Here is a 23,836-nt window from a genome sequence, read left to right as displayed (position 1 = left end):
CTTTATCCGTCAATTTTAACCGTTTTTCGGACAAAGGGTAAGGGTAAATATTATGATCAACTAATTACTGTTGAGATAAGAACATCTTAATTACACCCTTACAGGTCTTGGTAGAATTTGTAGGCGTGATACCAGTTGGATCAATTTGTTTCCACCACTCAAGTGTTGCTCTGATCTTGTAATCGCTATCGGACTGCACTGCAGATCTTTTAAGCTCTGTATCTTTGAGAGGACGTCCTATTTTTTCTTCTACAGAATCCTGAATTGCTTCAGTATCTCCTGCTGGCTCAATTGAAATAATCTCATCAGGGAAGACGATCAGTGGGATCATCTCTTCGAGTTCATTATAATTTGAAACAAGGTTTAATAAACTCCTATTTTCAGACATCTTCAAAGCAGCTATTTTTTGACCTTGGTATTCACTAGCAAAATTATCCGCAACAGAGAGAACTGATCCTGACAAATAAGGAGACCCTAAAGGCTCAACACTATGGCCTTTGAAAACTCCAGCAAGAGACTGAAACTCCACTGGCATATGTACACCTGCCTTCTTGCTAATTTTCTTATCAAAGTAGGTTTTTAACGAGCGAAGTCTTCTCGTATAACTCCCTTGATTCTTTGTTAAAAGTTTTGCCATTAAGAAGTGACCACCATCATCTGATTCTCGAACAAGATCGTCACCTAAGCCTCTAAAGCTCACAAAGAAATCATCACTTGGGTTTTCAATTTCTTTTAACCATTTTTGCCATGCTGCAATTTCAGTAGGCTCCATCTGTTCCCATGGCATATAGGCTTCAATTAACTCGGCCACTTTTTTACGATTATTTGAAGCAATATAATCATCTAGTTTTAAATCTTGTGCTTCAAGCGCTTTATGAAGAGATTTCCATTGCTTAGCTAAACCGTTACGAATCGTTTTTTCAGCGCGCACCTTCTTCTTAAGATTATTGGCAATCTTTGATGCATGCGCCTTTCTAACTTCTGCATATTGTTCAATTTTACTAAGTGCTGCTTCTGCATTTCCGGAGAAGTGACTTCTCATTAAGTTTGTTAATTTATCCATTGCATCCACTTCTGCTCGTGCTAAGAACTCACGAGAACGCATTGAACCATGTTTTGCGTTTAATGCAGCTTCGGCCCAAAAAACGGGATGTTTTAAAAAGTCATCTCCACGTGTAATTTGATTTACATGAATAGCCTCTTCTAAGAGAACTAGTGGATTCTTATACCCTTCTTTCGTAAAGCGTACCTTTACAAGAAGACCCTTATCAGGATCGATATCTGGAACAATTTCAGCTAATTTACCATCTTCGAGAGTCACATTCTTTTCAACGACAACTTCAAAGCTATAATTAGTTTGTTTAATTTGATTTGCCCACTCAATCATATTATTGAACATCTCAACCGGATCTTTATTAAATTGTGCTTTGAACTTAGTATGTGAGTCGAAGTCAACTAATAAGTCTTTTGTTGCCTGATCTGGTTTAAAGAATGAAAGGTGGCAAAATTTCTCATCTACACAAACATCACTATTATTAACAGTTGGTAAGAAGTTAAATTTTAAATTGCCGTTATAAGTTACCTGAGCGTCAAGACCTGCTTGCTTGAATGCAGATTGAGAATAAAGGTTAACAAGGTAATCACTATCAAGGCCTACATATTTTGGAATTGTAACAAATTCACTTGAAGGAGGGCCTCTTACGAAATTAATTTCACAAAATTTAGAAACCTTTGCAATTTCATTTTCAAAATCTTTTGCTACTTCTTTATACTGATCCACTAACTCTTGTGTGTCAGCATGAATATTAATGATAATCTTACCTGTTTTAGGGTGCCACTTTCCGTCGACAAATTCTTTATCAATAGAAATCTTAGGCATATGCCCAAATTCTTCTAATTTCCTTAGAACATAACTCGAGACCTCAGAAGATTCGGTAATTCTCTTTGTAAAATAGTTATCACTAAAATTATCGACAGAGTCCACTGCCGCTTGAATCTCTGCTTCAGATATATTCTTATTATCTTTTAGCATAGAGAAAATATAGTACTTTAATGTATTGGCCTTATTTCCAAGTACTTTATCAATTGTACTTCTTAGAATTCCAATATGATTATCAGCAGTGTTTATACCTTGTGGTATTCCAACCTTATCTCTATCAAGCATTGCATAGAGAAGTTTATTAAGAGAGTTTCTTCTCTTGGCCCCTGTAGCAGAAGCGAGAGTCTCTCCTTCTGACTTAAGGACATCTGATATTAGTAGATAGGCTTGAAGATCATCATCTTGGCCATTTAAAATTTTTCGTAAGTGACTTACTTCAACTTCAACAAATTCAGAATGACTTGAGCTTTCTTTTAACCACTCATTTGTTTCAATAAATGGAGAATATACATGGTCAACAGTGCCACCAACTTTAGCACCATCAATATTCATTATCGTTCCGCGTAGTTTTTTACTTTCACCATCTAAACGCGTATGCGAAGGGATAACAAGGTCACCGACACTATAACCTTTATCAGGAAAGGCTCCTGCTGTTCCAATATAAGTGATATTCTTATGCCCCGTATTTTTCAGAGCCTTTGCAAGAGGAGAAATTTCATCTCCCCAACTATTGGCCACAACACGCCAAACAACGTCTTCTCCTTTTGAGTTTTTAAAAACAATATCTGACATCGAAATAACATAATTATCATAGTCATATTTCTTAAACTCAAAGGGTTCAATTCCTTTCGCTTTAATTGTCTTTTCTAACTTCGTAAAGGCCGTTTCAATATCTTTTTTATTTTTGAAAATATCGTATTTCTTGATATCTCCATCGGCCATGAGATCTTTAAAGGAATCTTTTAGTTTATCTGAGACGTGAGATAGAACCAAGTCTGGCTCATCATCGTATAAGTTTTTAAGAGCTCGAACTTTCCACAGTGTTTCAAAAGTTCTCTCAATCGCACCTTTTTGTCCGATAATGACTCTTTCGGACTTTGGTAAGTGTCTAAAGATACCAGAGAGTTCATCTTCCATCATCTTATGAGTATCATCAAGATCACCAAAAATACGAACTTTATTTGTTACTGTATGGCCCCTCTTAGATAGTCCGAATTGCAGCATTAGGTGATTTAATCGATCCTTTCCACCGATTGCTGTAATCGCATAACGATAAGTAGACTCGCCAGGGTATTGAACGGCATAGATTTTATTGTAATTGTTTGCAAATGGACGAATTTCTTTTAGTATCTGACCACCATTGGCCTGCAGGTTCTTTAAGAACTCTCTAGAGTTCTCAAGGTGAAATTCAACATCACGATTACTTTCAACTGCTTCCCAGAAAACAGCACGTGTCGTACGATTTGAAATATAATGATCAGCATCTAAAGTCAGCTCACCATTTTTAATTCCTTGATCTGGAAGAGTAAATTCAGACCTTGGTTCTACTTTAGTAATAGCAGAGTCATCTTTTGGTTTTATTTTAGAATCAAGAAGAGTAAAACCTTCATTTAATTTATTTTTAAAGAAGTTATAACCCCACTCATAACTAGCTTTAGAACCAGAAGGTTTCTTACCTAGACGCTCTTTTAAGATATCATAAATAATTGCATCGTATTTCTTTGCATCAAAGATTCGAGAGTCAGTTGAGTACTTATCAACAATATAATCAAGCTCAACTTTCTTAAGTTCTCCTAGTGCTTCATCATCAATCTTCTTACCAAAGTTATTGATATATTCACCGATATAGTAATCGAGTTTATCAACAGCTAGTAACGTCTCTAAACGTTCCATATCAGCAACGGAAGCTGGTGCTCGAGTGCTGAAGTATGAATACTCAGAACGATCTACTTGCGAATACTGTGTAAGAACAGTAAGTGTTAGAAGTAAGACGGAAAGTAAACCAAATGCTTTCTTATGCATGAATTCCTCTTTTATTGTAAGAAGCTTTTAATAGCGTATAAACAATTATTAATTTTAGGCATTTCATCAATCACTTTAACTTTCCCCTTACTGGAAGAGGAAAATTTATTTTTTAAATTACTAAAGAAATTACTAATCTTCTTTGCTATTCCGACGTTCTCATTAGCTGCCCCAGTCAAATTTGATTTTAATTTTGGAACAAGATATGCCCTTTCATAATCATTAAATTCACTTGAACGAGAAAGGATTTCTTCAGCGATTTCAGTTCCTTGCGCATCTCCATAAATCCTAACCATTTCTTTCTTAAGGCCATCATGAAGTGCATCTTTAATAGCTGAACGATTAACCTTTTCCATATAGTCTTCATCATAGAAGCCAACCATTTCATCAGGAAACGTAATTAATGGTGCTAAGTATTCCATCTCAGATTTAAATCCCGACATTTGATTAAACATAAGAAGTTCTGGATCAATTAAGAATGCCCCCATAGCACCTTTCGCATCGGCTACAGTTTTGTCATCAGCAATTGAAAATCCAAAGGTATAACCTGTATCAAAATTTGAAGTGAACGAAAGGAATGGACTTCCCTGCGCTTCAATAGAGTGCTGCTTAAGCATTGTTGTTAAGCGTGCAGTTTCAACAAACTTAGAATCTGTATTACTTGGATTAGAAGCAATTTTTTTTCCATACATTGTTTGAAGAGAGCGAAGTCTACGATTATAAGTTCCTTGATTTCGAGTTAAGATAGTAGACATTGAACCGAGATTTGCTTTCTTTACAGCATCTTCATACTCAAGCTCTTGGCCATCAACAATCTGAGGGAATAAGCGGTCACCGTATGTCCCACGGTAAACCAGAACCTTATCTTTTGCAGCAATTGGGTTTCTCATACGTTTAAGAATATGACTCCAATATGAATCTTCAATTGGAGTCATCTGTTCCCAAGGAAGATATTTCTCTAAAAGATCTGCAACACCTTTGCGATCATTATTTTGAATTAATGCCTTTAACTGATGATTCTCAGAAGCTTTATCAAGTGCGGCCATTGCACTCTTACGAGCTGTTTCTTTGGCCTTCATTTCTTTTTTTACAACCTTAAAGTCGCTTTCTAGTTCAGAGATACCTTCTTCAATAATTTTGCGATCTTCATCATAAATTGCAGAATCACCTAATGCCTTCATCTTTAAATTCTCTAACGCAATCTTTGCACGAAGATCTCCTGCTTTAGCATTGTGAGCAATTTCAAAGAAAGAGTAGATATTTACAATATTCTTTTTTTCATTAATTTCAGAAAGAAAGTTAAAGAGTAGACTTTTTGATGCCTTAGTAATAGCTGCATCATTTGTTGAACGATAAATCTTTAAGACATGGACGCCATTGTCTTCAATAGACGTATCAATAGCAAAAGCCTGTCCCTCTGGAAGCTCCATTGAGTCTAGTGAGATTAGAACGGCCCTCGTTTCACTCGAGTCATAAGCACGTTTTTGGAGGTTAACATTATAATGAGCAACTAACTCTTCAAGATTTCGGTCAAATAGATCAGGTGCTTCTGAAATCGTATTCAAATAAAGCGCCGGTTGATTATCAACCTGGTCTTCGATACTAGAAATTGATCTTTTCGTTTGCTGGCAAGAAACCAGTAAGAACGAAAGTACTAAAAATAATAATTGAAATCGCTTAAGGACGAGTCCCATTTTTCATCTCCGATAAAATACTTGATATTTATCGGCAATTATTAACAATTTCTTAATTTAAGGTGTAAGAGGATGTGCAAAATCAACTAGTTACAAAAGTAATAATTTGCAATTTCCTTTCGAATTTCACTCAGCTTCTTTCGATCATACCAATATTTAATGACCTCATTTGCAAGTATCACAACACCTTTTTGTGAATGAGGATCGATCCAAATTGATGTCCCAGTAAAACCAAGATGACCAAAAGTATCTTTATTGGAACACTTACCAGCAAGAGAAGTTGCAGGGTTTGTCACGCTATCCCAACCATTAATAAATCGCTGATCGCTTTCACGCTTCGTTTTATTAATTAATTGATAGTCACCATTTACTTTTAAGAGTGTTTTACAAACACCATCAATCGTTCCAAAAAGTCCAGCATGAGAAACTTTTTCAGCTATTACAAAGGCGTTATCATCGTGAACTTCCCCGTCGATAATCTCTCTATTTCTACGGCCAGTAGGTACACAAACCTCTTCTTTAATATCAAGCCAGTGCTTAATTCCTTCATCCCACATTGGTGAGACAAGATCATAAAGACCTTGCTCCTTTTCAATTTCAAGCTGAAGCCTTAGTGCGCTAAAGTCTGAATAAAGAGTCTCACTTTCTTTAATTGGATAAGAAAGGATTTGTTCTCGCCAATTATCAAAAGAAAGTCTTCCCCAGGCCTTTAATCCTCCACGATGATTTAGAAGAAGCTTCATATCTTCAGAAAAGATTTCAGGTTTATTTAAATAGGCAAAACCAAGTGTTAACGGCTTTGTCAGAGAAGCAAGATCAAAATAAACTCTCTGATCTTTTAAAAAAGGATTTTCAAAAAATGAAAATGATTCATAAGATTCATTTTTAAAATCAATATAGGCAAAAGCAAGGCAGTTAAAATTATAACTGCCAAACTCTGCTTTTATTTTTTTTGTTAATTCTTCTATCGACATTACTTGTTACGAATTACGGCCTGAGCAGCTGCCAGACGAGCAATAGGCACTCGATACGGAGAACAAGATACATAGTCTAATCCAATTCGATGACAGAAGTCGATTGACTGAGGCTCACCTCCGTGCTCACCACAAATTCCAACGTGAATTTCTTTGTTAGCACTTCGTCCTTGCTCAGTTGCAAACTTAACAAGATAACCAACACCTTCTTGATCAAGTGAAACAAATGGATCATTTGGAAGAACTGATTTGGAAATATACTCAGTTAAGAAACGTCCAGCATCATCACGAGAAAGACCAAAAGTTGTTTGAGTTAAGTCATTTGTTCCAAACGAGAAGAAATCTGCATGATCAGCAATCTCTGCAGCTGTAATCGCTGCACGTGGAAGCTCAATCATTGTTCCTAGCTTGTACTTAAATTCCTTATCTCCTTTTATCTTATCAATTGTTGCCACTAAGATTTCTCTAAGAATTGATAATTCTTTAGCTGTTGCAACAAGAGGAACCATAATCTCAGGTCTCACATCAATCCCTTCAGCAAGAGATTCAAGAGCGGCTTGAGTAATAGCAGTAACCTGCATTGTATAGATCTCAGGATAAGTGATACCTAAACGACAACCACGGTGACCAAGCATTGGGTTGAACTCATGAAGCCTTTCACATCCATCTTCAATCGTTTTCACTTCTACATCAATATACTCAGCAAGTTCTTTCTTTTCTTCTTCAGAATGAGGTAAGAACTCGTGTAAAGGAGGGTCAAGAAGTCTAATATTAACAGGCATACCGTCAAGGGCCTTAAAGATTCCTTTAAAATCTTCTTTCTGATACGGAAGTAGTTTTGCAAGTGCCTTTTCTCTTTGAATCGTCGAATCTGCAAAGATCATCTCACGAACTGCAAGGATTCTTTCTGGCTCAAAAAACATATGTTCTGTTCGACAAAGACCAATACCTTCAGCACCAAACTTTACGGCCGTTTCACTGTCTTCTGGATTGTCAGCATTAGTACGAACTTTTAGCGTTCTAATCTCATCTGCCCAAGACATGAACTCTGCAAAGTCAGCATTGATTTCAGCATCTAGAGTTGGAACTTCACCTTCAATAACTTCACCTGTTCCACCATCAAGTGTAATGAAGTCACCTTCAACATATTTCTTATCGCCAATAATCATTGTACGATTTTTACTATCAACTAAAATTTCAGAACATCCTGCAACACATGGTTTCCCCATTCCACGAGCAACAACGGCCGCGTGTGAAGTCATCCCACCACGTGCAGTTAGAATCGCTTGAGCAGCCGCCATTCCCGCAATATCTTCAGGAGAAGTTTCTTGGCGAACAAGAATAACTTTCACCCCATTTTCATTCATACTAGTTGCATCGTCTGAGTGGAAAACAATTTTCCCTGCACCTGCACCAGGAGAAGCTGGAAGACCTTTAGCGATAATTTTCTTCGTTGCATCTGGATCAAGTCTTGGGTGAAGAAGTTGATTTAGTGCTTCAGGGTCGATTTGCATAATCGCTTCTTCCTTCGTCACAATACCTTCTTTCTCAAGATCAACAGCGATCTTTAAAGCAGCAGCTGCAGTTCTTTTCCCATTACGAGTTTGTAGTAGGTAAAGTTTATCAGCTTCAATCGTAAACTCGATATCTTGCATATCTTTGTAGTGTTTCTCTAGTTGCTGATAAAGGTCTGTAAGCTCAGCAAATGCCTTAGGCATATACTCTTCTAGAGTTTTTTCATTTCTATTTGAATCATTCTTTGAACATTCATTAATTGGTGCCGGTGTCCTAATCCCTGCAACAACGTCTTCACCTTGAGCATTAACAAGATACTCTCCAAAGAATTTCTTATCACCAGTCGATGGATCACGAGTGAAGCAAACACCAGTTGCACAGTCATCACCCATATTACCAAAAACCATTGCCTGCACATTTACAGCAGTTCCCCAGTCTCCTGGAATATTATTCAGCTGACGATATTTGATTGCTCGTGGATTATTCCACGATCCAAAAACGGCTTCAATTGCTAGCCATAATTGTTCCATTGGATCTGTAGGAAATTGCTTTCCAGTTTCTTGAGCAATAATTTGCTTATAAACCTTAACTAAATTTTTAAAATCTTTTGCATCTAACTTTGTATCAGAGTCTACACCTTTAGCTTCTTTTAAATCTTCTAGAGTTGACTCGAGAAGAGAGTGGCTCATACCCATAACAACATTGGCATACATTTGAATGAATCTTCTATACGAGTCCCAAGCAAATCTTTCGTTATCAGACTTCTTAGCTAGGGCCTCTACTGTTTCGTCGTTTAGACCTAAGTTAAGAACAGTATCCATCATTCCAGGCATTGAAACTCTTGCTCCAGAACGAACAGAGAAAAGAAGTGGATTTTCTCCACCACCAAATGTTTTGTCAGATGATGACTCGACAAGTTTAAGTGCCTCAACAACTTGTGATTTAATTACTTCATTTATTGCATTAGCTTTTTGATAATCGATACAGGCTTCAGTTGTTACTGTAAAACCTGGAGGGACCGGTAATCCAAGAGCAGACATTTCAGCTAGGTTGGCACCTTTACCACCTAGAAGGTTTTTCATGCTTCTATTACCTTCAGTTTTTTCTTTTGAAAACGAGTAAACCCATTTACTCATAACTGCGCTCCTTGCTTAGTATAGAAAAAAGGCCACGAATCTGTGGCCCTTCAAAAAAATATTTTAAATGTAGATTCTATCTCTTAAATAGTTTTTCACTTTATCGAGGGCGATACGCTCTTGATTCATCGAATCTCTGTCACGAATTGTAACTGCATTATCATCTAATGAATCGAAGTCAAAAGTGATACAAAACGGAGTACCAATCTCATCTTGACGACGGTAGCGCTTACCAATTGATCCTGCGACATCGTATTCAGCAGCAAATTCTTGCTGAAGTTCATTAAATAACTTTGTTGCTGGCTCGTTTAACTTTTTAGTTAATGGAAGAACAGCAACTTTAACAGGTGCAAGAGATGGGTGAAACTTCATTACCACTCTTTCATTCTCTTTATCACCTTCATTTTCAATTCTAAAAGCGTCACACATAATTGCTAGAAGTGAACGATCACACCCAACAGAAGTTTCAAGAACATATGGAAGGAATTTTTTATTTCCATCCTGTAGATCTGTATACTTTAAGTTCTTCCCTGAGAACTCTTCATGTTGACGTAAATCAAAGTCAGTTCTTGAGTGGATACCTTCCATTTCATCCCAACCATGTGGGAATTTATACTCAATATCTTCAGCAGCATCTGCGTAGTGAGCAAGCTCATCACCTAAGTGTGGATGCCACCTTAAATTTTCAGGACGTAGTCCATTTGATAAGTGCCAATTCCATCGAATCTCTTTCCACTGTTCCATGGCCTCCATTTGAGTACCAGGCTTAATGAAGTATTGCATTTCCATTTGTTCAAACTCACGAGTTCTAAAAATGAAGTTACCTGGAGTAATTTCATTTCTAAATGCTTTTCCAATTTGTGCGATACCAAATGGAAGCTTCTTTCTCATTGTTGATTGAACATTCAAGAAATTTACGAAAATCCCTTGAGCTGTTTCTGGTCTTAAGTAGACCTTTGCTGATGAATCTTCAACAGGACCCATCTGTGTATTAAACATTAGGTTAAAATCTCTAGGCTCAGTAAACTCACCCTTTGCTCCGCAGTTTTGACAAGGAGCTGTTGTATCGATTTTATCTTCACGGAAGCGAGATTTACATTGCTTACAATCAACCATTGGATCATTGAAGCCATCCACGTGACCTGAAGCTTTCCAAACTTGTGGGTGCATAAAGATTGAAGCATCAACACCTACGATATCTGAACGTAAAGTCATGGCCTTCCACCACTTATTCTTTAAGTTTCTTTTTAACTCAATTCCGTATGGGCCATAATCCCAACAAGAAGATAGGCCGCCATAAATTTCCGAACTTTGGAAAATAAACCCACGGCGTTTAGCTAGACTAACAATTTGCTGCATGTCTTTGATATTACTTTCTGACACAATGCCCCCTACTATGGTAAATAATTGCACAAAGTATACCTTTTGAAATGCCGAACGGCTAATTATTTTCCCATTAAGGAACGTGCCACCTTTTCGTAATATTACTAACTTATGCGTCAATTTACATTGAAGTTATCTGGTATTCACCTACTTTATAAGTGTTACCTAATAACTAATATCTATTTGAATAAGTAGCCTTTATAGTTGCGAAAACTTATCATCAATTTTCTTATTTTCTATATATAAATTACTGAAATCACGATTTGGTATCGCGTACCTTTTCTACTCGTGCTAAAAGCAGCTCATGAAAAAATCAGAAATTCTCGCCCCTGTGGGTAATATGCAAATGTGCCTTGCGGCAATTCACGGTGGTGCAGATGCCATCTATGTTGGAATGCCAGGATTCAATGCTCGTGGTAGGACTCACGACCACTCAGTTAATGAATTAAAAGAGATTATCGATATGTGCCACCTCTATGGAGTAAAGGTACACGTCGCATTTAATATTCTCATTTTTGAAGAAGAGATTTCTGATGCTATTAAAAGATTAAATGAAGTTGTGAGCCTAGGCCCTGATGCTCTAATCATTCAAGATATCGGACTAGCAAATATCGTCCGACAATTATATCCAGAGCAAGTTATTCACGGCTCGACCCAAATGACAGTGACCAATCACGATCATATTACATTTCTTGAAGACCTTGATATCAAACGATTTGTCCTAGGACGTGAAAACTCAATCCCTGAAATTAAAGAGATTAGATCAAATACAGAGCGTGAGCTTGAAGTCTTCACTCACGGTGCCTTATGTGTTGCGTACTCTGGCCAATGTTTTACGTCAGAAAGCATCGGTGGACGTTCTGCAAATCGTGGTCAATGTGCCCAAAGTTGTCGCTTCTCTTACGAAATGTTTGTTGATGGAGAAAAACAAGACCTCACAAAACATGGACGTAAAATGAGTTACCTCGTTTCCCCTCAGGACCTTTGTGGAATTGAAGAAGTTAATGAACTCCAAGATATGGGAATTGACTCTTTTAAAATTGAAGGACGTCTTAAAGGAGCGGCCTACGTTTCAACCGCTGCAAGTGCATTTAAGGCAAAACTTGAAGGCAAGAAAGTTGGTCAAAAAGAACTCGATAATATGGCCCTTACATACTCACGAGGTCTCTTCTCAGGGTGGCTTCATGGGGTAGACCACCAACAACTTGTTAAAGGTAACTACGGGGCCCACCGAGGGATAGAACTTGGAAAAGTAAAAAGAGTTTCACCTCCATTTTTAGAAATCGATACTGATCGTAATTTAGAAAATGGAATGGGTGTTGCGATATGCGACGATAATAAGGGCCTCGAGATTGGATCTTCAATTTTTAGTGTAAAAAGAAAAGGAAAACGCGTAAGCCTTTCACTTGCACACGATTTTAAGTGGAAGCAAGTTCGCCCCGGTATGGATATCTATTTAAACTCGGATCCGAAAGTTGCAAAAGAGAGCGAGTCATTAATAAGTGATGTAAATAAACAAAAACGCGTTCCAATTCAAGTTACGCTTATTGCAAATATTGGTGAGAAACTGACCTATAAAATTAACGATGGATTTAATCAAGTTATAGTTGAAAGCGAAGACTTAGTTGAAGAAGCGAGAAAGCCAGTAGATTTTGAAAAAGTTGAAAAAGATGCTTGTGCCCTATCTCGTACAATTTATGCTGTTTCAAACTTTAAATTAATATCAAATGAAAAGTCACCCTTCATTCACTCAAAATCATTAAAGAAGTTGAGACAAGAGGCCATCGAAGAATTAAATAGTAAGCGAGTCTTTGTTAAGACCCCTCAAACTTCTTTCTTTAACCTTACTAAGAAAGAAGTTTCTGAAAACGATATTACTCTTAATTTCCTTCTTAGAGATATTGATCAAGTAAAAGAAGCATTTGAAGTCTTAGAAAAATGCGAGTACGAAAGACTACTCATCACTTTAGATTTTGAGTTTGGAAAGGATTACAAGCCTTCATTAGAGCTTTTAAAGCAACTTCCAAAGTGCCTAGTTGGTATTGCAACGAATAGAATTTTGAAACCGAAAGAATATCACCATTTAAATGTTCTAACTCGATTAGAACCTGATTTCATTCTTTGTCGTAATCTTGGCTCTTACCAATACTTGAGATCTAAATGTAACATTAAACTTAAAGGTGACTTTTCTTTAAACGTGGCCAACTCACAAACGGCCAACTATCTACTAGACAAAGGATTTGAAACCTTAACTTCGTCATATGATTTAAATGCCAAGCAATTGGAGAATCTTCTTGAAAATACTGATGCTGGGAGAATTGAGGTTAATATTCACCAATATATGCCAAGTTTTCATATGGAACATTGTGTGTATGCTGCCTTTTTATCGGAAGGATCGTCATTTAAAGACTGTGGGAAACCATGTGAAAAGCATCATGTGGAACTAAAAGACCAATTTGGGAATATGCATTTTATCAAGGCCGATCAAGAGTGTCGAAATACAATGTTTAATGCTATTGCACAGAGTTCGACAGACTTAATCGATGAACTCATTGCAAAAGGTGTTTCTCAATTTAGAGTCGAGCTTTTAAACGAACATGGTGAGAAGCTAAAAAGTAAGCTTGAAAGTTACCTTAACTTCTTTAATGGAAAGATTTCCACGAATGAGTTAAAGTCTCTATTAGGCACTCAAGAAAAGTACGGAATTGGTACGGGAATGCTTATGAAAGAAGATACATATCAAGCGAGAAAGAATTAATGGCTAAAGCCAACAAGTGGTTTGTTTACATCATTGAAACAAAGAATGGAAAGCTCTACACTGGTATTACAACTGATGTAGAACGAAGATTTGAAGAACATAAAAATGATCCTAAAGGTGCTAAATTTACCAAGGCCAACCCACCTAAAAAAATTCGTTTTACAGAGGAGCACCCAGATCGCTCAAGTGCGAGCAAGCGAGAAGCTCAAATTAAGAAGCTTACTCGTGCTCAAAAGCTGACTTTAATCAAGGTATCGTAAAAATTAATACCTACTAGGGTATTGATTTCTTGTACTTCAATTAGAGATTTTATAAATAACACCTATGAAATTACTAATTGCACTCCTTATCTCAAGCGCAACTTTTGGGGCATTTACTGAAGTCCGTTACGATTTATCGACTCATCAAGAGAAACAAATCTCTCAAACTAGTAAAAAGAAAGTTCTAATTTTTCTTTCACCTAGTTGTCCTTGTTCACAAAAACAATTCGACTATATTAACTCTCTTGCAAAGAAGTTTACAAATCTTGAGTTCATTGGCTTTAGCTCTAATAAACATATTAATAAGAAGAAGGCCCTTGAGTATTTTGACCAGTTCAAAATCAACTTCCCTATCTTCATTGATCAAGACTTAAAGTTCGCAAATAAAATGAACGCTCTTAAAACACCTCATGTCTTCTTATTAAATGAAAAACAAGAAGTTATCTACCAGGGGGCAGTTACAAATAAGAGAAGTCCTGAGCTATCTTCAAAATTCTACCTAAATGATGTGCTTACAGCACTAAAGAATAATAAAGAACTACCATATAAAGAATCAAAGGCACTTGGGTGCTATATCGCGAGGTAAATATGTTAAATTCGTTTAAAGCATTAATTGTACTAGTTATCACAGCTTCAGTAATGGCATGTCCATTTCAAATTGAATCACAAAATCTATGTGTAGATATCGAGTGGACAAACGGGCCATACGATGGAAAACCTTCAGCATTTGAAGCAATTATTTATGACAAAGACTCCGGAGAAAGAGTATCCCCAGAAGAACTTAAAGTTTATGTATGGATGATGATGGCAAATGGTCGCCAACACGGTGGTCCAGCTATTTCTTGGTCATTTGACGAAGATCAAGTAATCAATGGAAATGCAAAATTCTTCATGGGTCACATGAAAGGCTACTGGCAAGTTCGTTTTGAGCTAAATGGTGACATTGCAGCAATTGATGTGGAGCTTAAAAAGTAATGAGATTATTATCACTAGCACTTCTATTCTTACTATTCACAAGTTGTGGAAAATCTCCATTTTCAGGAAATCTGAAAGAGTTAGTTGGTGGAAGTGATAATATTACAAGTGAATTGCAATTTAATACAGAGGCCCTGACAATTTCTCGTCAATGGGAAAAAGGGCCACTGCTCTACGACAGCTCAACTATCACAATCAAATTTAAAGACTCAGCAGATAACCTAAAAGATCCAATTGGGGAATTTTCAGCCTATATCTGGATGCCTGATATGGGTCATGGTTCCTACCCAATAACTGTAACGAAGATTGCCACAGGAGTCTATGAACTAACTGATATCTATTTCACAATGGGTGGTCTTTGGGACTTTCACTTACAATTAAAAGATAACGGAAACCTGTACGATACTGTCTCATGGCCACTTACGCTTTAGTTCTACTTACATTCTTATTTTCATTAACAACTAATGCATCTTCATGCTGCGGTGGTGGCGCAAATATTCCTAATATTATTTTAGGCGACCACCAGTGGGAAGCAAAAATCAACTATGCAAACTCTGCAGTAACAAGTGAAGCGGGGGTTGATGGCAAGATTCATAATATTAATTCTAAGAATGAAGTAACTGAAACTATCGCGTTTAAAGGTAGCTACCTCATTGACAGCTATTTTCAAATCGCATTTGATATTCCAGTTAAAAAAAGAACAGTTGAGTCTTCTATAAAAGAAACAAGTACCACTGAAATGGTCGATCCAAGTTTTCAATTTACATGGGAGTTTTTGCCTGAACTCACTTATAATCTTTTAAAGCCTCGTGGCTTTCTATTCTTTAAGCAGCTTATTCCAAATGGTAATTCTATTTATAGTTATGATGATCCCCTCTTGTCAGACTCACTAAGTCGAGGAGTCTACGAATCAACTCTAGGACTTGCTCTATTTAAGGTTGTTTACGACTACGACTACTCTGTGACATTAGAGGGACACTACGGTTTTAAAAGAACGATTGATAATAAAGAAGTTGAGCCAGGGTTCGGCTATTCATCATCTTTGGGCCTTGGATATAATCCAAGTGCAACAATGCGCTTTGGTACTTCACTAACCTATTGGCAAGATAGTGCCGTTAAGATCGATGGTAATGAAGGTGAAAATAAGTACTATCTTTCAACAAACTTTAACTACTCGTATATGTTTACTAGAAGTTCTCTCGTTTTAAATTATTCAGATGAAACCATCCTAAACGTAGCAAAGAATACAAATCTAGCTAAGGCCATCTCACTTACTTACAAAGTATTTGAAGACCTATAAGAGTAAGCTTAAGGACTTGTAGTGCTCACGTTGAACGTGCTGATGATAACAAATATAATTAACCAGTTGGTTTAATTCAGATTTTTGGACTTGCATACTTACTTTATACTCAGAGTACTTACTTGCAGCAACATTTAACATTTCACTTCTAAGGCTCTTTCCCTCTTGGCCATTTACCAACCTTTGTTCTTCTAGGCTTAAGTGAGAATAGTGAATAAAGCCACCTTGTTCAATAGAAAGAGAAACAAAGTCTTTATCCCCAATTTCAACGCCTGAGACAGCACATGTCTCTGTTCTTGGAAAAATTCCAAGTTCGACCATTGCCTTTACAAGAAAAATAAAAAGTTCATGGTTGGCATTAAAGTCACTCTCCAACACACGGCTTTCTAGTCGAAAAATGGCATTTGAAAGAAGTCGAAAAATCCCCTCATGACTTTTTTCACTTAAATCAAGATCATCTTTATGTGTAATTTGTGGAGCAAACGACTGGCAAAATTCACAGAAGAAGCAAAGTAGGTAGAAGGCCATTGGATTATGAGAAATATTTTTATGACACCATTTTTCAACATGATCCTTACTCGTTAAGATTTCAAAACTGCTCTTAACTCTGCCAAAACCAACTTTAAAAAGATAACCAACTTGTAAAATAGAAGAAACTTTTTTCTTTCCCCCTCCTTGGCCACCATAGAACATCACAGAAATTCTATTTCCGTTCCTAAGGAGTAAGTTTCCAATCAAGTGTTTATCTTGATATGGTACCTTGTTAATGAGTATACCTTCTAATTCAACCATAATAATAAGTCCTGACTCATTATAAAGAGATAATTACATATCTTGTAGTGAATTCTTTCCCACCACTTCTTCCCTTTCTCTATGGCACCAAAATACTGAAACTCTTCTCCAAACCGACCACCACGACCGATCATTTGAAAATTTGTGGACTCATTAGGCCTATAACTAATATAAATATTTTCAATTCCATGTAAATTAACTCCATGGCTCAAAGCACTAGTCGCAATAATCAAATCTGCAGGATTTTGATTCTCTCTGGCCACAAAGTCTTTAACTTCTCCGCCAACACAGTAATCACATGAAATACCTAATCTTTTAAAAAACTTGTGCCAAAAGAAGACTTCTTTTCGTGATGAACAAAAGAGAATGGTTCTTCCCCTTTCAAAGAGTAATTGTTCAAAGATGAGCTTAAGTAGAAGAAGTGGGCGAATCAACATACGCTTTTTCTTATACATATTCTTTTTTTGAAAATTTCCAATATTAAGAAAACAAAAATGCCTGAAATTATTTTCGACATCTCTTTCGATCACACGATACAACTCATCAGTAATCGTTGCACTCAAACCTATCACTTTGGTATTTTTAGAAGATGAGATTTGATAAAGGAAATCAAGTAACCTCGGACGAAAAGACTCTCCCCATTCGTAGAAGAGGTGAAATTCATCTAATACAAAAAGAGAGTTGGATTTTAAAGCAAAATCAAGATCATCCTTAGAAAGTGACTCCACAGTTGTTAAAAAGATTCCCTTGCCAGAAATATTATCCACAACACATTCCCTCTCCTTCAAATCTTCCAGAATTGATCGCAATGGAGAGACAATAATAATTCTTTCAAAGTCTTCTAATAATTGCCAAATAAGTCTTGTTTTCCCCCAGCCCATCGGGGCCATAAATAATGTGAATGAGTGCTCTCTATTGACGATCTGTGACAAAGTTGCTTTAAAATCCATACCCAAGAAGTGCAAGAAGTGGTAAAAGAATTAAAGCTATAACTAATTAAAATTAAAGAAGATGAACTCTGTCATAATAAGAAAAAATCAAATTCGCGAATCAAAAGTTGTTCTCACTCAAGAGCAATCGAGACATTTACGTGAAGTTGTCAAAGTAAAGATTGGTGACGAACTCAAGGGAACAATTCTTGAGCAAGGGCTAACAACTCTTAAAGTTAGTAAAATAATCGACGAAGCAGTCGAGGTAGAAGTTGGCCTGATTCGTCCAGGACTCCACTACCCAATAGAGCTAATTATTGCGGCATCAAGGCCACCTACAATGAAAAAAGTTTTCGAACATTGTAGTGCAATGGGAGCAGATAGTTTTCATATCTTTAAGGCCATTCTAAGTGATAAGAGCTATCTCACTTCTAAAGTTTACGAACGTTTTCAAGAACTATCTGAACTTGGTGTAAGCCAGTCAGCTGTTTTCTACAAGGCACCTAAACTTAAGAAGACTTATCAATACGAAGATATGCAAACACAAGGTGTTCAAAAATTTATTCTCTCACCTTATGCCACAACTAAGTTAAAAGATGTTAAAATAGATATCGAAAGACCATTACAATTGGCTATTGGACCTGAACGTGGATGGACTAACCAAGAGATTTACGAATTTAAAAATCTTGGTTTTAAAGAAATAAGCATTGGCCCTTCAATCATGAGAGTGGAAAATGCATCAATCGCCATTCTTGGCCACTTAAACCAATTAATGGATAGGAATTAATATGCTTAGAAAAATTGAAAAACTATTTGATGAACAAGTCAGACCAGCACTAGCTGCCCACGGTGGAAATATCGAACTTATTGATTATGATAATGATAAGCTCTACGTAAAAATGACAGGTGGATGCCAAGGTTGCTCTGCTTCACAAGCAACACTTACTGATGGTGTTGCAAGACTTGTAAAACAAAATTTTCCAGATATTGTTGAAGTTGTGGATGTAACAGATCACTCTAAGGGTGATAATCCATTTATGTAACTGTAACTAATTTTAAACAAGAGCTCTCGATAAGGTTCTTTAAGCTTATCGAAAGCTCTCCTCAAGTAAGTACTTAATTGCCACTTAGTTATGCAACTTTTGTGTGTTCTTCTAATTCTGACTCGCGCATACCATACCCTTCATTAGCATGAGAAATGGACCTTCTTACCCTATCTTCATTCTCCCAATAGCTTAACCCTGAAAGAATAATATTTCCGCTGGTGGCAAATGCCATGACTGTAGTCACGAGTATAATTTCTAGTAATTCCATCTTTGCCTCCTAAATCTAATCATATAGACTTATCGGCAGGTAATTATGAAATACCTCCAAATTCTACTCAATTTTCAATAAATTTAAACAGTTAGATTATAGGATAACACGAGAACGTGTGTCTCTAATTTGCTCTTTATTGAGTCTAACAATAGTTGTCCCCTCATCATTTTTTTGATCACAAAGGACTTCTCCCCACGGATTAATTATTAAAGAGTGTCCATAAGTGTGAATTCCGGGGTTATTTTCGCCACATTGTGCACTGGCGACGACATAGCATTGTCCCTCAATCGAACGTGCTCGTAATAAAGTATGCCAATGGGCCATCCCTGTTGGAACAGTGAATGCAGAAGCAAAAGTAATAAGATCAACTTTATTGTCGTAGTAATACTGAAGAAAACTTGGATAGCGAAGATCAAAACAAATTGCGATTCCGATCTTCCACCCAAGTACATCAATAATTAGCGGATCTTTTCCAGCGGTATAAATATCGGCTTCATTAATTTTTTTACGTTTTGTTTCTCCTTGTTCATCTACAGTTGTGATGTCACAAGAAAATAGATGGCACTTGTCGTAGCTACCAATAACACGACCTTGAGGATCCAAGTTAATGGCCTTATTAAGAATACCTGTATCAGTTTTAAAAGCAACAGAGCCCCCAATAAGGAAGAGCCCAGAATCAACGGCCAATTGCCTGATGTTATCAAAGTGTTCATTATTCCACTCCACAAGGTGCGGGCTAGGCTCTCTGCCATTAGAAATTGAATAAAAACATTCAGGTAGGAAGGCCACTTGGGCCCCTTCTCTTTTTGCCTGTGATAAGTATGTTTTAATTTTTTCTAGATTTGATTTGTAATCAAGAGTTGATGAAATTTGAATGTTGGCGACAACCAATTCACTCATTAAATTTTCTTCCCAATCGCATAGTAAGTAAAACCTTCAGCTAAAACTTTTTCAGTTTTAAATAGGTTTCTCGCATCAAAGATTACCTTTTCATTTAAGCGTGTAGCAATTTCAGTAAAGTCAGGAGTTGAAAACTCTCTCCATTCAGTCACTGTAACCATTGCATCACATCCACTTAAACAGTCGTACTTATTTGAAACTTCTTCAAGTGAAGCGTGATATTTTTCATCAATCGCTCTCATGAAATTAGGTCCGCCTTCAGGATCAAAGAAGCGAATCTTTGCACCAGCATCGATTAGATCTTTTGCCATGTAAATTGCTGGAGACTCACGAACGTCATCAGTATTAGCTTTAAATGCTACTCCCCAGAATGCAAAAGTTTTTCCACTTAGGTCAGAACCGAAGTGCTTCTTAATCTTTGTGGCCATATATAACTTTTGCTCATCATTAACATCTTCAGTTGATTCGATAACTCTTAGAGAATGACCATTTTCTTTAGCAGTATAAATAAGGGCCTTAACATCTTTTGGAAAACAAGAGCCACCATAACCAGGCCCTGGGTAAAGGAAGTGAGAACCAATTCTTCGATCACTTGAAATACCTTGGCGTACTTCATTTATATCTGCACCTAAAGTATCACAAAGTCTTGCGATATCATTAATAAAAGAAATCTTAGTTGCTAGGAAACAGTTGGCCGCATACTTTGTCATCTCTGCTGAAAGATTAGACATCATATAAATTGGATTGCCTTGTTTTACTAATGGCTCGTAAAGTTCCTCCATAGCTTCTGCTGCGTATTGATCATTATGACCAATAACAACGCGATCTGGCCTCATAAAGTCTTCAATTGCCGAACCCTCTTTTAAAAATTCCGGGTTATTTACAATATGAAACTTTTTATCAGTATTCTTTGCAACAATCTCTTTTACTCTTTCACAAGTCCCGATTGGTACAGTTGATTTAATAACAATAATTGCATCATCAGAAATATTCTTTGCAACATCTTCAGCAGCTTGAAATAAGTAAGAAAGATTTGCACTTCCATCATCTCCAGATGGTGTACCAACTGCTAAGAAAATAGATTTTGAGTCTTTTACTGATTCAAGACCTGTAGAGAAAGTAAGCCTTTCTGCTTTTATATTTCTCTCTAATAGATCATTAAGTCCTGGTTCAAAAATTGGGGATTCACCACGTCTCATCATGGCAACTTTATTCTCGTCAATATCAACACAAGTTACTTTGTGACCTATTTCTGCAAAACAAGTTCCACTTACTAAACCAACGTACCCCGTTCCAATTACTGTAATTTTCAAGCTTTTATCCTTTTTAAAAATTGGTACTAGATTAGCACCTTTTATGCTAAGTTTTAAGCCTAAATAAGGAATTTAACTATATGCACAAAGCGTCAATTCAGACAATACTCAAGGTTATTTTTGCAGCTGCAATTCTCACATGGCTTGCAAAGTCTGATAAACTTGACCTTAGTCTGATCGGACAAGTACTTGAGAATGGCCCATGGGCCTTAATATCATTTGCTCTTTTAGTATGTAGTTCATTTATTGCGGCAATTCGTTGGTCGCTAATTCTAAAAACAAAGAGTGATAAAATTCATATTAAAAAGATCTACCCAATCAATTTAATAGGACAATTCTTTTCAACCTTTCTCCCAGGTATTGTCACGGGAGACTTTTTAAAACTTCTCTACGTTAGGGATTCGGACAAGAATTTGAAGAGATCTTTTCTCTTAAGTACCGCACTGATTGATCGCATTATTGGCTTAATTGGCCTTCTAATTGTTGGTGGGCTATCTTCGATTTATTTCTATTCAGAGTTAACTGTATTATCGCCAAAAGTTAAGCCACTTATCTCATTTAATATTATGTTGTTACTTGGTGCCCTTGGATTTGTTCTTGTACTCTTTATGCCTGTAAGAATAAAGATACATGTAATTGAGCTAATTAAAGTTTTTCCAATTGTTGGTGATAAAATTGCAAGCATTACAGAGACTTTTTGGAAGATTGGAGAAAGTAGAACAGTTATCCTAAAATCCATCGGCCTTTCAATTATTGTCCACATCTTCGCCATTACTGCTTTTTGGAGTCTAGTACACTCATTCCTTCATGTTAATATTGGAATCAAGCAACTCTTTAGCATTATTCCAGTAGGGCTTATCTCAATAGCTATTCCCATCTCACCAGCGGGAGCAGGAGTTGGTCACCTTGTATTTGAAGAGCTCTTTAAAGCTTTAGGCCAAGATAAGGGAGCTTCATTCTTTAACCTCTACTTCTTAGTAGCAATTTCAGTGAATCTTTTAGGTGTAATCCCATATGTTCTTTGGAAAAAAAAGCACACATTAAAAGAAGCAGAAGCACTTGAGAGTGAATAGATAAAAATTTCTTCGTCTTACATAATCATTCTTATATGATAAAATTTGTTTAACGGAGAAAATGATGCTTAGATCTGTATTTACTTTATTTACATTTATATTGAGCTTAACTACCTTTGCTCTTTCACAAGAACCAAAAACAGTTAGATTTAAGAATGATACTAGTTGGAGCGAAGTTGCAAAAAAATATGAAGAATATAAGGATGGGCACATTAGTGATTTTGCAGCACAACTTAAGGACTGGAATCAGCACATTGACTCCATAGAAGGACCGAGGGCCGGACAGTCGATTTACCTGACAAGTCCCTATTCTCCTGCTCTTTCGTGGAAGTATGCAGAACCATTAAATGCTCAGTATATTGAAGAGAGTAAAGATCGGAGTACCCAACTAGTCTTAAAGGCTGGCTTCTCAAACAGAATTTATAATCAAACATATCTTTCAAATATTGAAGCAAAGTACCAGGTCAATTTTTCACCAAGTCTTGAAATTGAATATTTAGCTTACCTTTCTGATAATAATAGACTCGAGTTTACTGCTAGCTATACTAAACTTAGTGAGATCACTTTAGAAGGAAGCAACCAAGAAATAGATGAGAACTTGTCGGATTACGAATTAACAATTCTAGACAGAATATTCTCCTCAACAAATCAAACAATTTCTTTTTCAATTGGTTTAAATAGCGAAAACTTTCAAACTATTAAAACCTCTACTTTAAGTAGTAATAAGCTATCATTTAATCAAAATAATCTATACCAAGGTATGCTAGGGCTAGGTTTACATTTTAGAGCGCTTGATATGAATCTCATTTATGCAAATACAATTTTTGCAAAAAATGAAAACGAAGAGGAATATTCCGGTAGTAAAGTAACTCTCTCTGTAGACTATTTTTTTAAAAATACCTTTGGGCTAAACGGTAAAATGAAGTTCTTCAACTATTCAAATGACACAAGTAACTTCGAAGGAACGATAATATCCTTGGCCATTTCCTATAAGATCTAAAAAACAAAAATCTTTTTCGGATCGATATGACCGTATTGACGCCATTTTGTTTTAAGGGACTCAATTCTTAAAAGAAATTGCATATCTCTTTTACGATCATTTAGCTTTCTGACTTTTTTTGATTCCTTAACGAGAGGCCCTCTCGCATCATATGGAAGAACAGAAATATCATCAAGTAGCATTGTCTTACCCTCATAACTAATTGTACGGGCAATAAATAAGTCATCCTTTACAAGTTGTAATGTAAACTCATTTTTAGGAATGTAGAATTTTGTATTGTGAAGAATGTCTTTAAAGACATGCTTTTTAAAAAGGTTTTGTCCACGGTATTCAAAAAGAGAGTGGTTAATACCTAACATTGAATCTTTTTGATTCTCTTCAATTGAGATTTCATTTACAAATTTCTTAATTAATGGCCCATTATCATCGAAGTCACGCTGAGTGATATACCAATAGACGAAACCATTCATGCGAGATTCGTAGTCTTCATCTTCTTCAGATAACTTACCAGCAAGCTTGAAGTATTCTTCTTTTGCTGACCTTAATTTGTCATAGTATTCATTTGACGAAAACTTCGTTACAGCATCATCTAAAATACTTCTCAATTCTTCCATGT

Annotated in this window: 21 protein-coding genes; 10 read left to right on the top strand and 11 right to left on the bottom strand. The window is 36.4% G+C overall.

Annotated elements, in window-relative coordinates; genetic code table 11:
- Positions 1-64: 64 nt before the first annotated feature.
- The 5 genes from M902_RS01665 to M902_RS01645 form a co-directional block, all read right to left on the bottom strand.
- Positions 65-3,901, bottom strand: coding sequence for a hypothetical protein (locus M902_RS01665; protein WP_021266451.1), 3,837 nt, complete (start codon positions 3,899-3,901; stop codon positions 65-67).
- Between the two features lie 11 nt (positions 3,902-3,912).
- Positions 3,913-5,595: a hypothetical protein gene (locus M902_RS01660; RefSeq protein WP_021266337.1), complete on the bottom strand. Its 1,683-nt coding sequence runs from the start codon at positions 5,593-5,595 to the stop codon at positions 3,913-3,915.
- Positions 5,596-5,681: 86 nt separating this feature from the next.
- A complete protein-coding gene (locus tag M902_RS01655) occupies positions 5,682-6,569 on the bottom strand; it encodes a serine hydrolase (RefSeq protein ID WP_021266009.1) in 888 nt (295 codons plus the stop codon).
- Positions 6,569-9,220 (bottom strand): pyruvate, phosphate dikinase, encoded by a 2,652-nt coding sequence (ppdK, locus tag M902_RS01650; RefSeq protein WP_021266307.1) that lies wholly within the window; start codon positions 9,218-9,220, stop codon positions 6,569-6,571. The genes M902_RS01655 and ppdK overlap by 1 nt, the downstream gene beginning before the upstream one ends.
- 63 nt (positions 9,221-9,283) lie before the next feature.
- Positions 9,284-10,603, bottom strand: coding sequence for a glycine--tRNA ligase (locus M902_RS01645; protein ID WP_304412113.1), 1,320 nt, complete (start codon positions 10,601-10,603; stop codon positions 9,284-9,286).
- A gap of 304 nt (positions 10,604-10,907) precedes the next feature.
- Here M902_RS01645 and M902_RS01640 point away from each other — a divergent pair, with 304 nt between their 5' ends.
- The 6 genes from M902_RS01640 (at position 10,908) to M902_RS01615 (ending at position 15,896) form a co-directional block, all read left to right on the top strand.
- Complete coding sequence (locus tag M902_RS01640; protein WP_021266383.1) at positions 10,908-13,361, top strand: U32 family peptidase; 2,454 nt, start codon at positions 10,908-10,910, stop codon at positions 13,359-13,361.
- Positions 13,361-13,621, top strand: a complete 261-nt coding sequence (locus M902_RS01635) for a GIY-YIG nuclease family protein (RefSeq protein ID WP_021266449.1) — start codon at positions 13,361-13,363, stop codon at positions 13,619-13,621. The genes M902_RS01640 and M902_RS01635 overlap by 1 nt, the downstream gene beginning before the upstream one ends.
- A 64-nt stretch (positions 13,622-13,685) precedes the next feature.
- Positions 13,686-14,207 carry a redoxin family protein gene (locus tag M902_RS01630; protein WP_021266336.1) on the top strand — a complete coding sequence of 174 codons (522 nt, stop codon included), beginning with the start codon at positions 13,686-13,688 and terminating at the stop codon, positions 14,205-14,207.
- A 2-nt stretch (positions 14,208-14,209) separates the two neighbouring features.
- On the top strand, positions 14,210-14,596 hold the full coding sequence (locus M902_RS01625; RefSeq protein WP_021266212.1) for a hypothetical protein: 387 nt from the start codon (positions 14,210-14,212) through the stop codon (positions 14,594-14,596).
- Positions 14,596-15,027 (top strand): FixH family protein, encoded by a 432-nt coding sequence (locus M902_RS01620; protein WP_021266141.1) that lies wholly within the window; start codon positions 14,596-14,598, stop codon positions 15,025-15,027. The genes M902_RS01625 and M902_RS01620 overlap by 1 nt, the downstream gene beginning before the upstream one ends.
- Positions 15,009-15,896, top strand: a complete 888-nt coding sequence (locus M902_RS01615; protein ID WP_021265754.1) for a hypothetical protein — start codon at positions 15,009-15,011, stop codon at positions 15,894-15,896. Before M902_RS01620 ends, M902_RS01615 begins: the two co-directional genes overlap by 19 nt.
- On the opposite strand, the gene M902_RS01610 is transcribed toward M902_RS01615, so the two are convergent.
- Complete coding sequence (locus M902_RS01610; RefSeq protein WP_040313735.1) at positions 15,891-16,688, bottom strand: DNA repair protein RecO; 798 nt, start codon at positions 16,686-16,688, stop codon at positions 15,891-15,893. The two genes, M902_RS01615 and M902_RS01610, sit on opposite strands and share 6 nt — an antisense overlap.
- On the bottom strand, positions 16,676-17,638 hold the full coding sequence (locus M902_RS01605; RefSeq protein WP_021265808.1) for a DEAD/DEAH box helicase: 963 nt from the start codon (positions 17,636-17,638) through the stop codon (positions 16,676-16,678). Before M902_RS01605 ends, M902_RS01610 begins: the two co-directional genes overlap by 13 nt.
- Positions 17,639-17,699: 61 nt before the next feature.
- Here M902_RS01605 and M902_RS01600 point away from each other — a divergent pair, with 61 nt between their 5' ends.
- Together M902_RS01600 and M902_RS01595 are read left to right on the top strand one after the other, a co-directional pair.
- On the top strand, positions 17,700-18,404 hold the full coding sequence (locus M902_RS01600) for an RsmE family RNA methyltransferase (RefSeq protein WP_021266149.1): 705 nt from the start codon (positions 17,700-17,702) through the stop codon (positions 18,402-18,404).
- Between the two features lies 1 nt (position 18,405).
- Positions 18,406-18,660 (top strand): NifU family protein, encoded by a 255-nt coding sequence (locus M902_RS01595; protein ID WP_021266260.1) that lies wholly within the window; start codon positions 18,406-18,408, stop codon positions 18,658-18,660.
- 88 nt (positions 18,661-18,748) lie between these two features.
- Here the strand turns inward: M902_RS01595 and M902_RS01590 are convergent, their stop codons facing one another.
- From M902_RS01590 to M902_RS01580, 3 genes are all read right to left on the bottom strand, one after another.
- The gene (locus tag M902_RS01590; RefSeq protein ID WP_021266370.1) at positions 18,749-18,931 is read right to left on the bottom strand and encodes a hypothetical protein; all 183 of its coding nucleotides are present in this window, start codon (positions 18,929-18,931) and stop codon (positions 18,749-18,751) included.
- A gap of 96 nt (positions 18,932-19,027) precedes the next feature.
- Positions 19,028-19,834, bottom strand: a complete 807-nt coding sequence (locus M902_RS15635; RefSeq protein ID WP_021266515.1) for a nitrilase-related carbon-nitrogen hydrolase — start codon at positions 19,832-19,834, stop codon at positions 19,028-19,030.
- Entirely contained in the window at positions 19,834-21,147 is a 1,314-nt protein-coding gene (locus tag M902_RS01580) for a UDP-glucose/GDP-mannose dehydrogenase family protein (RefSeq protein ID WP_021265833.1), read from the bottom strand. The genes M902_RS15635 and M902_RS01580 overlap by 1 nt, the downstream gene beginning before the upstream one ends.
- 80 nt (positions 21,148-21,227) lie before the next feature.
- Here M902_RS01580 and M902_RS01575 point away from each other — a divergent pair, with 80 nt between their 5' ends.
- Positions 21,228-22,220 (top strand): lysylphosphatidylglycerol synthase transmembrane domain-containing protein, encoded by a 993-nt coding sequence (locus M902_RS01575; protein ID WP_021266364.1) that lies wholly within the window; start codon positions 21,228-21,230, stop codon positions 22,218-22,220.
- Positions 22,221-22,284: 64 nt separating this feature from the next.
- Positions 22,285-23,220, top strand: a complete 936-nt coding sequence (locus M902_RS01570; protein ID WP_021265743.1) for a hypothetical protein — start codon at positions 22,285-22,287, stop codon at positions 23,218-23,220.
- Here M902_RS01570 and M902_RS01565 read toward each other — a convergent pair.
- Positions 23,217-23,834, bottom strand: a complete 618-nt coding sequence (locus M902_RS01565; protein ID WP_021266050.1) for a hypothetical protein — start codon at positions 23,832-23,834, stop codon at positions 23,217-23,219. The genes M902_RS01570 and M902_RS01565 overlap by 4 nt on opposite strands.
- Between the last annotated feature and the right edge of the window lie 2 nt (positions 23,835-23,836).

Origin of the sequence: Bacteriovorax sp. BAL6_X (assembly GCF_000443995.1) — a bacterium.
In the GTDB taxonomy this organism is placed as follows: domain Bacteria; phylum Bdellovibrionota; class Bacteriovoracia; order Bacteriovoracales; family Bacteriovoracaceae; genus Halobacteriovorax_A.
This window is presented reverse-complemented; position numbering and strand designations above follow the sequence as displayed.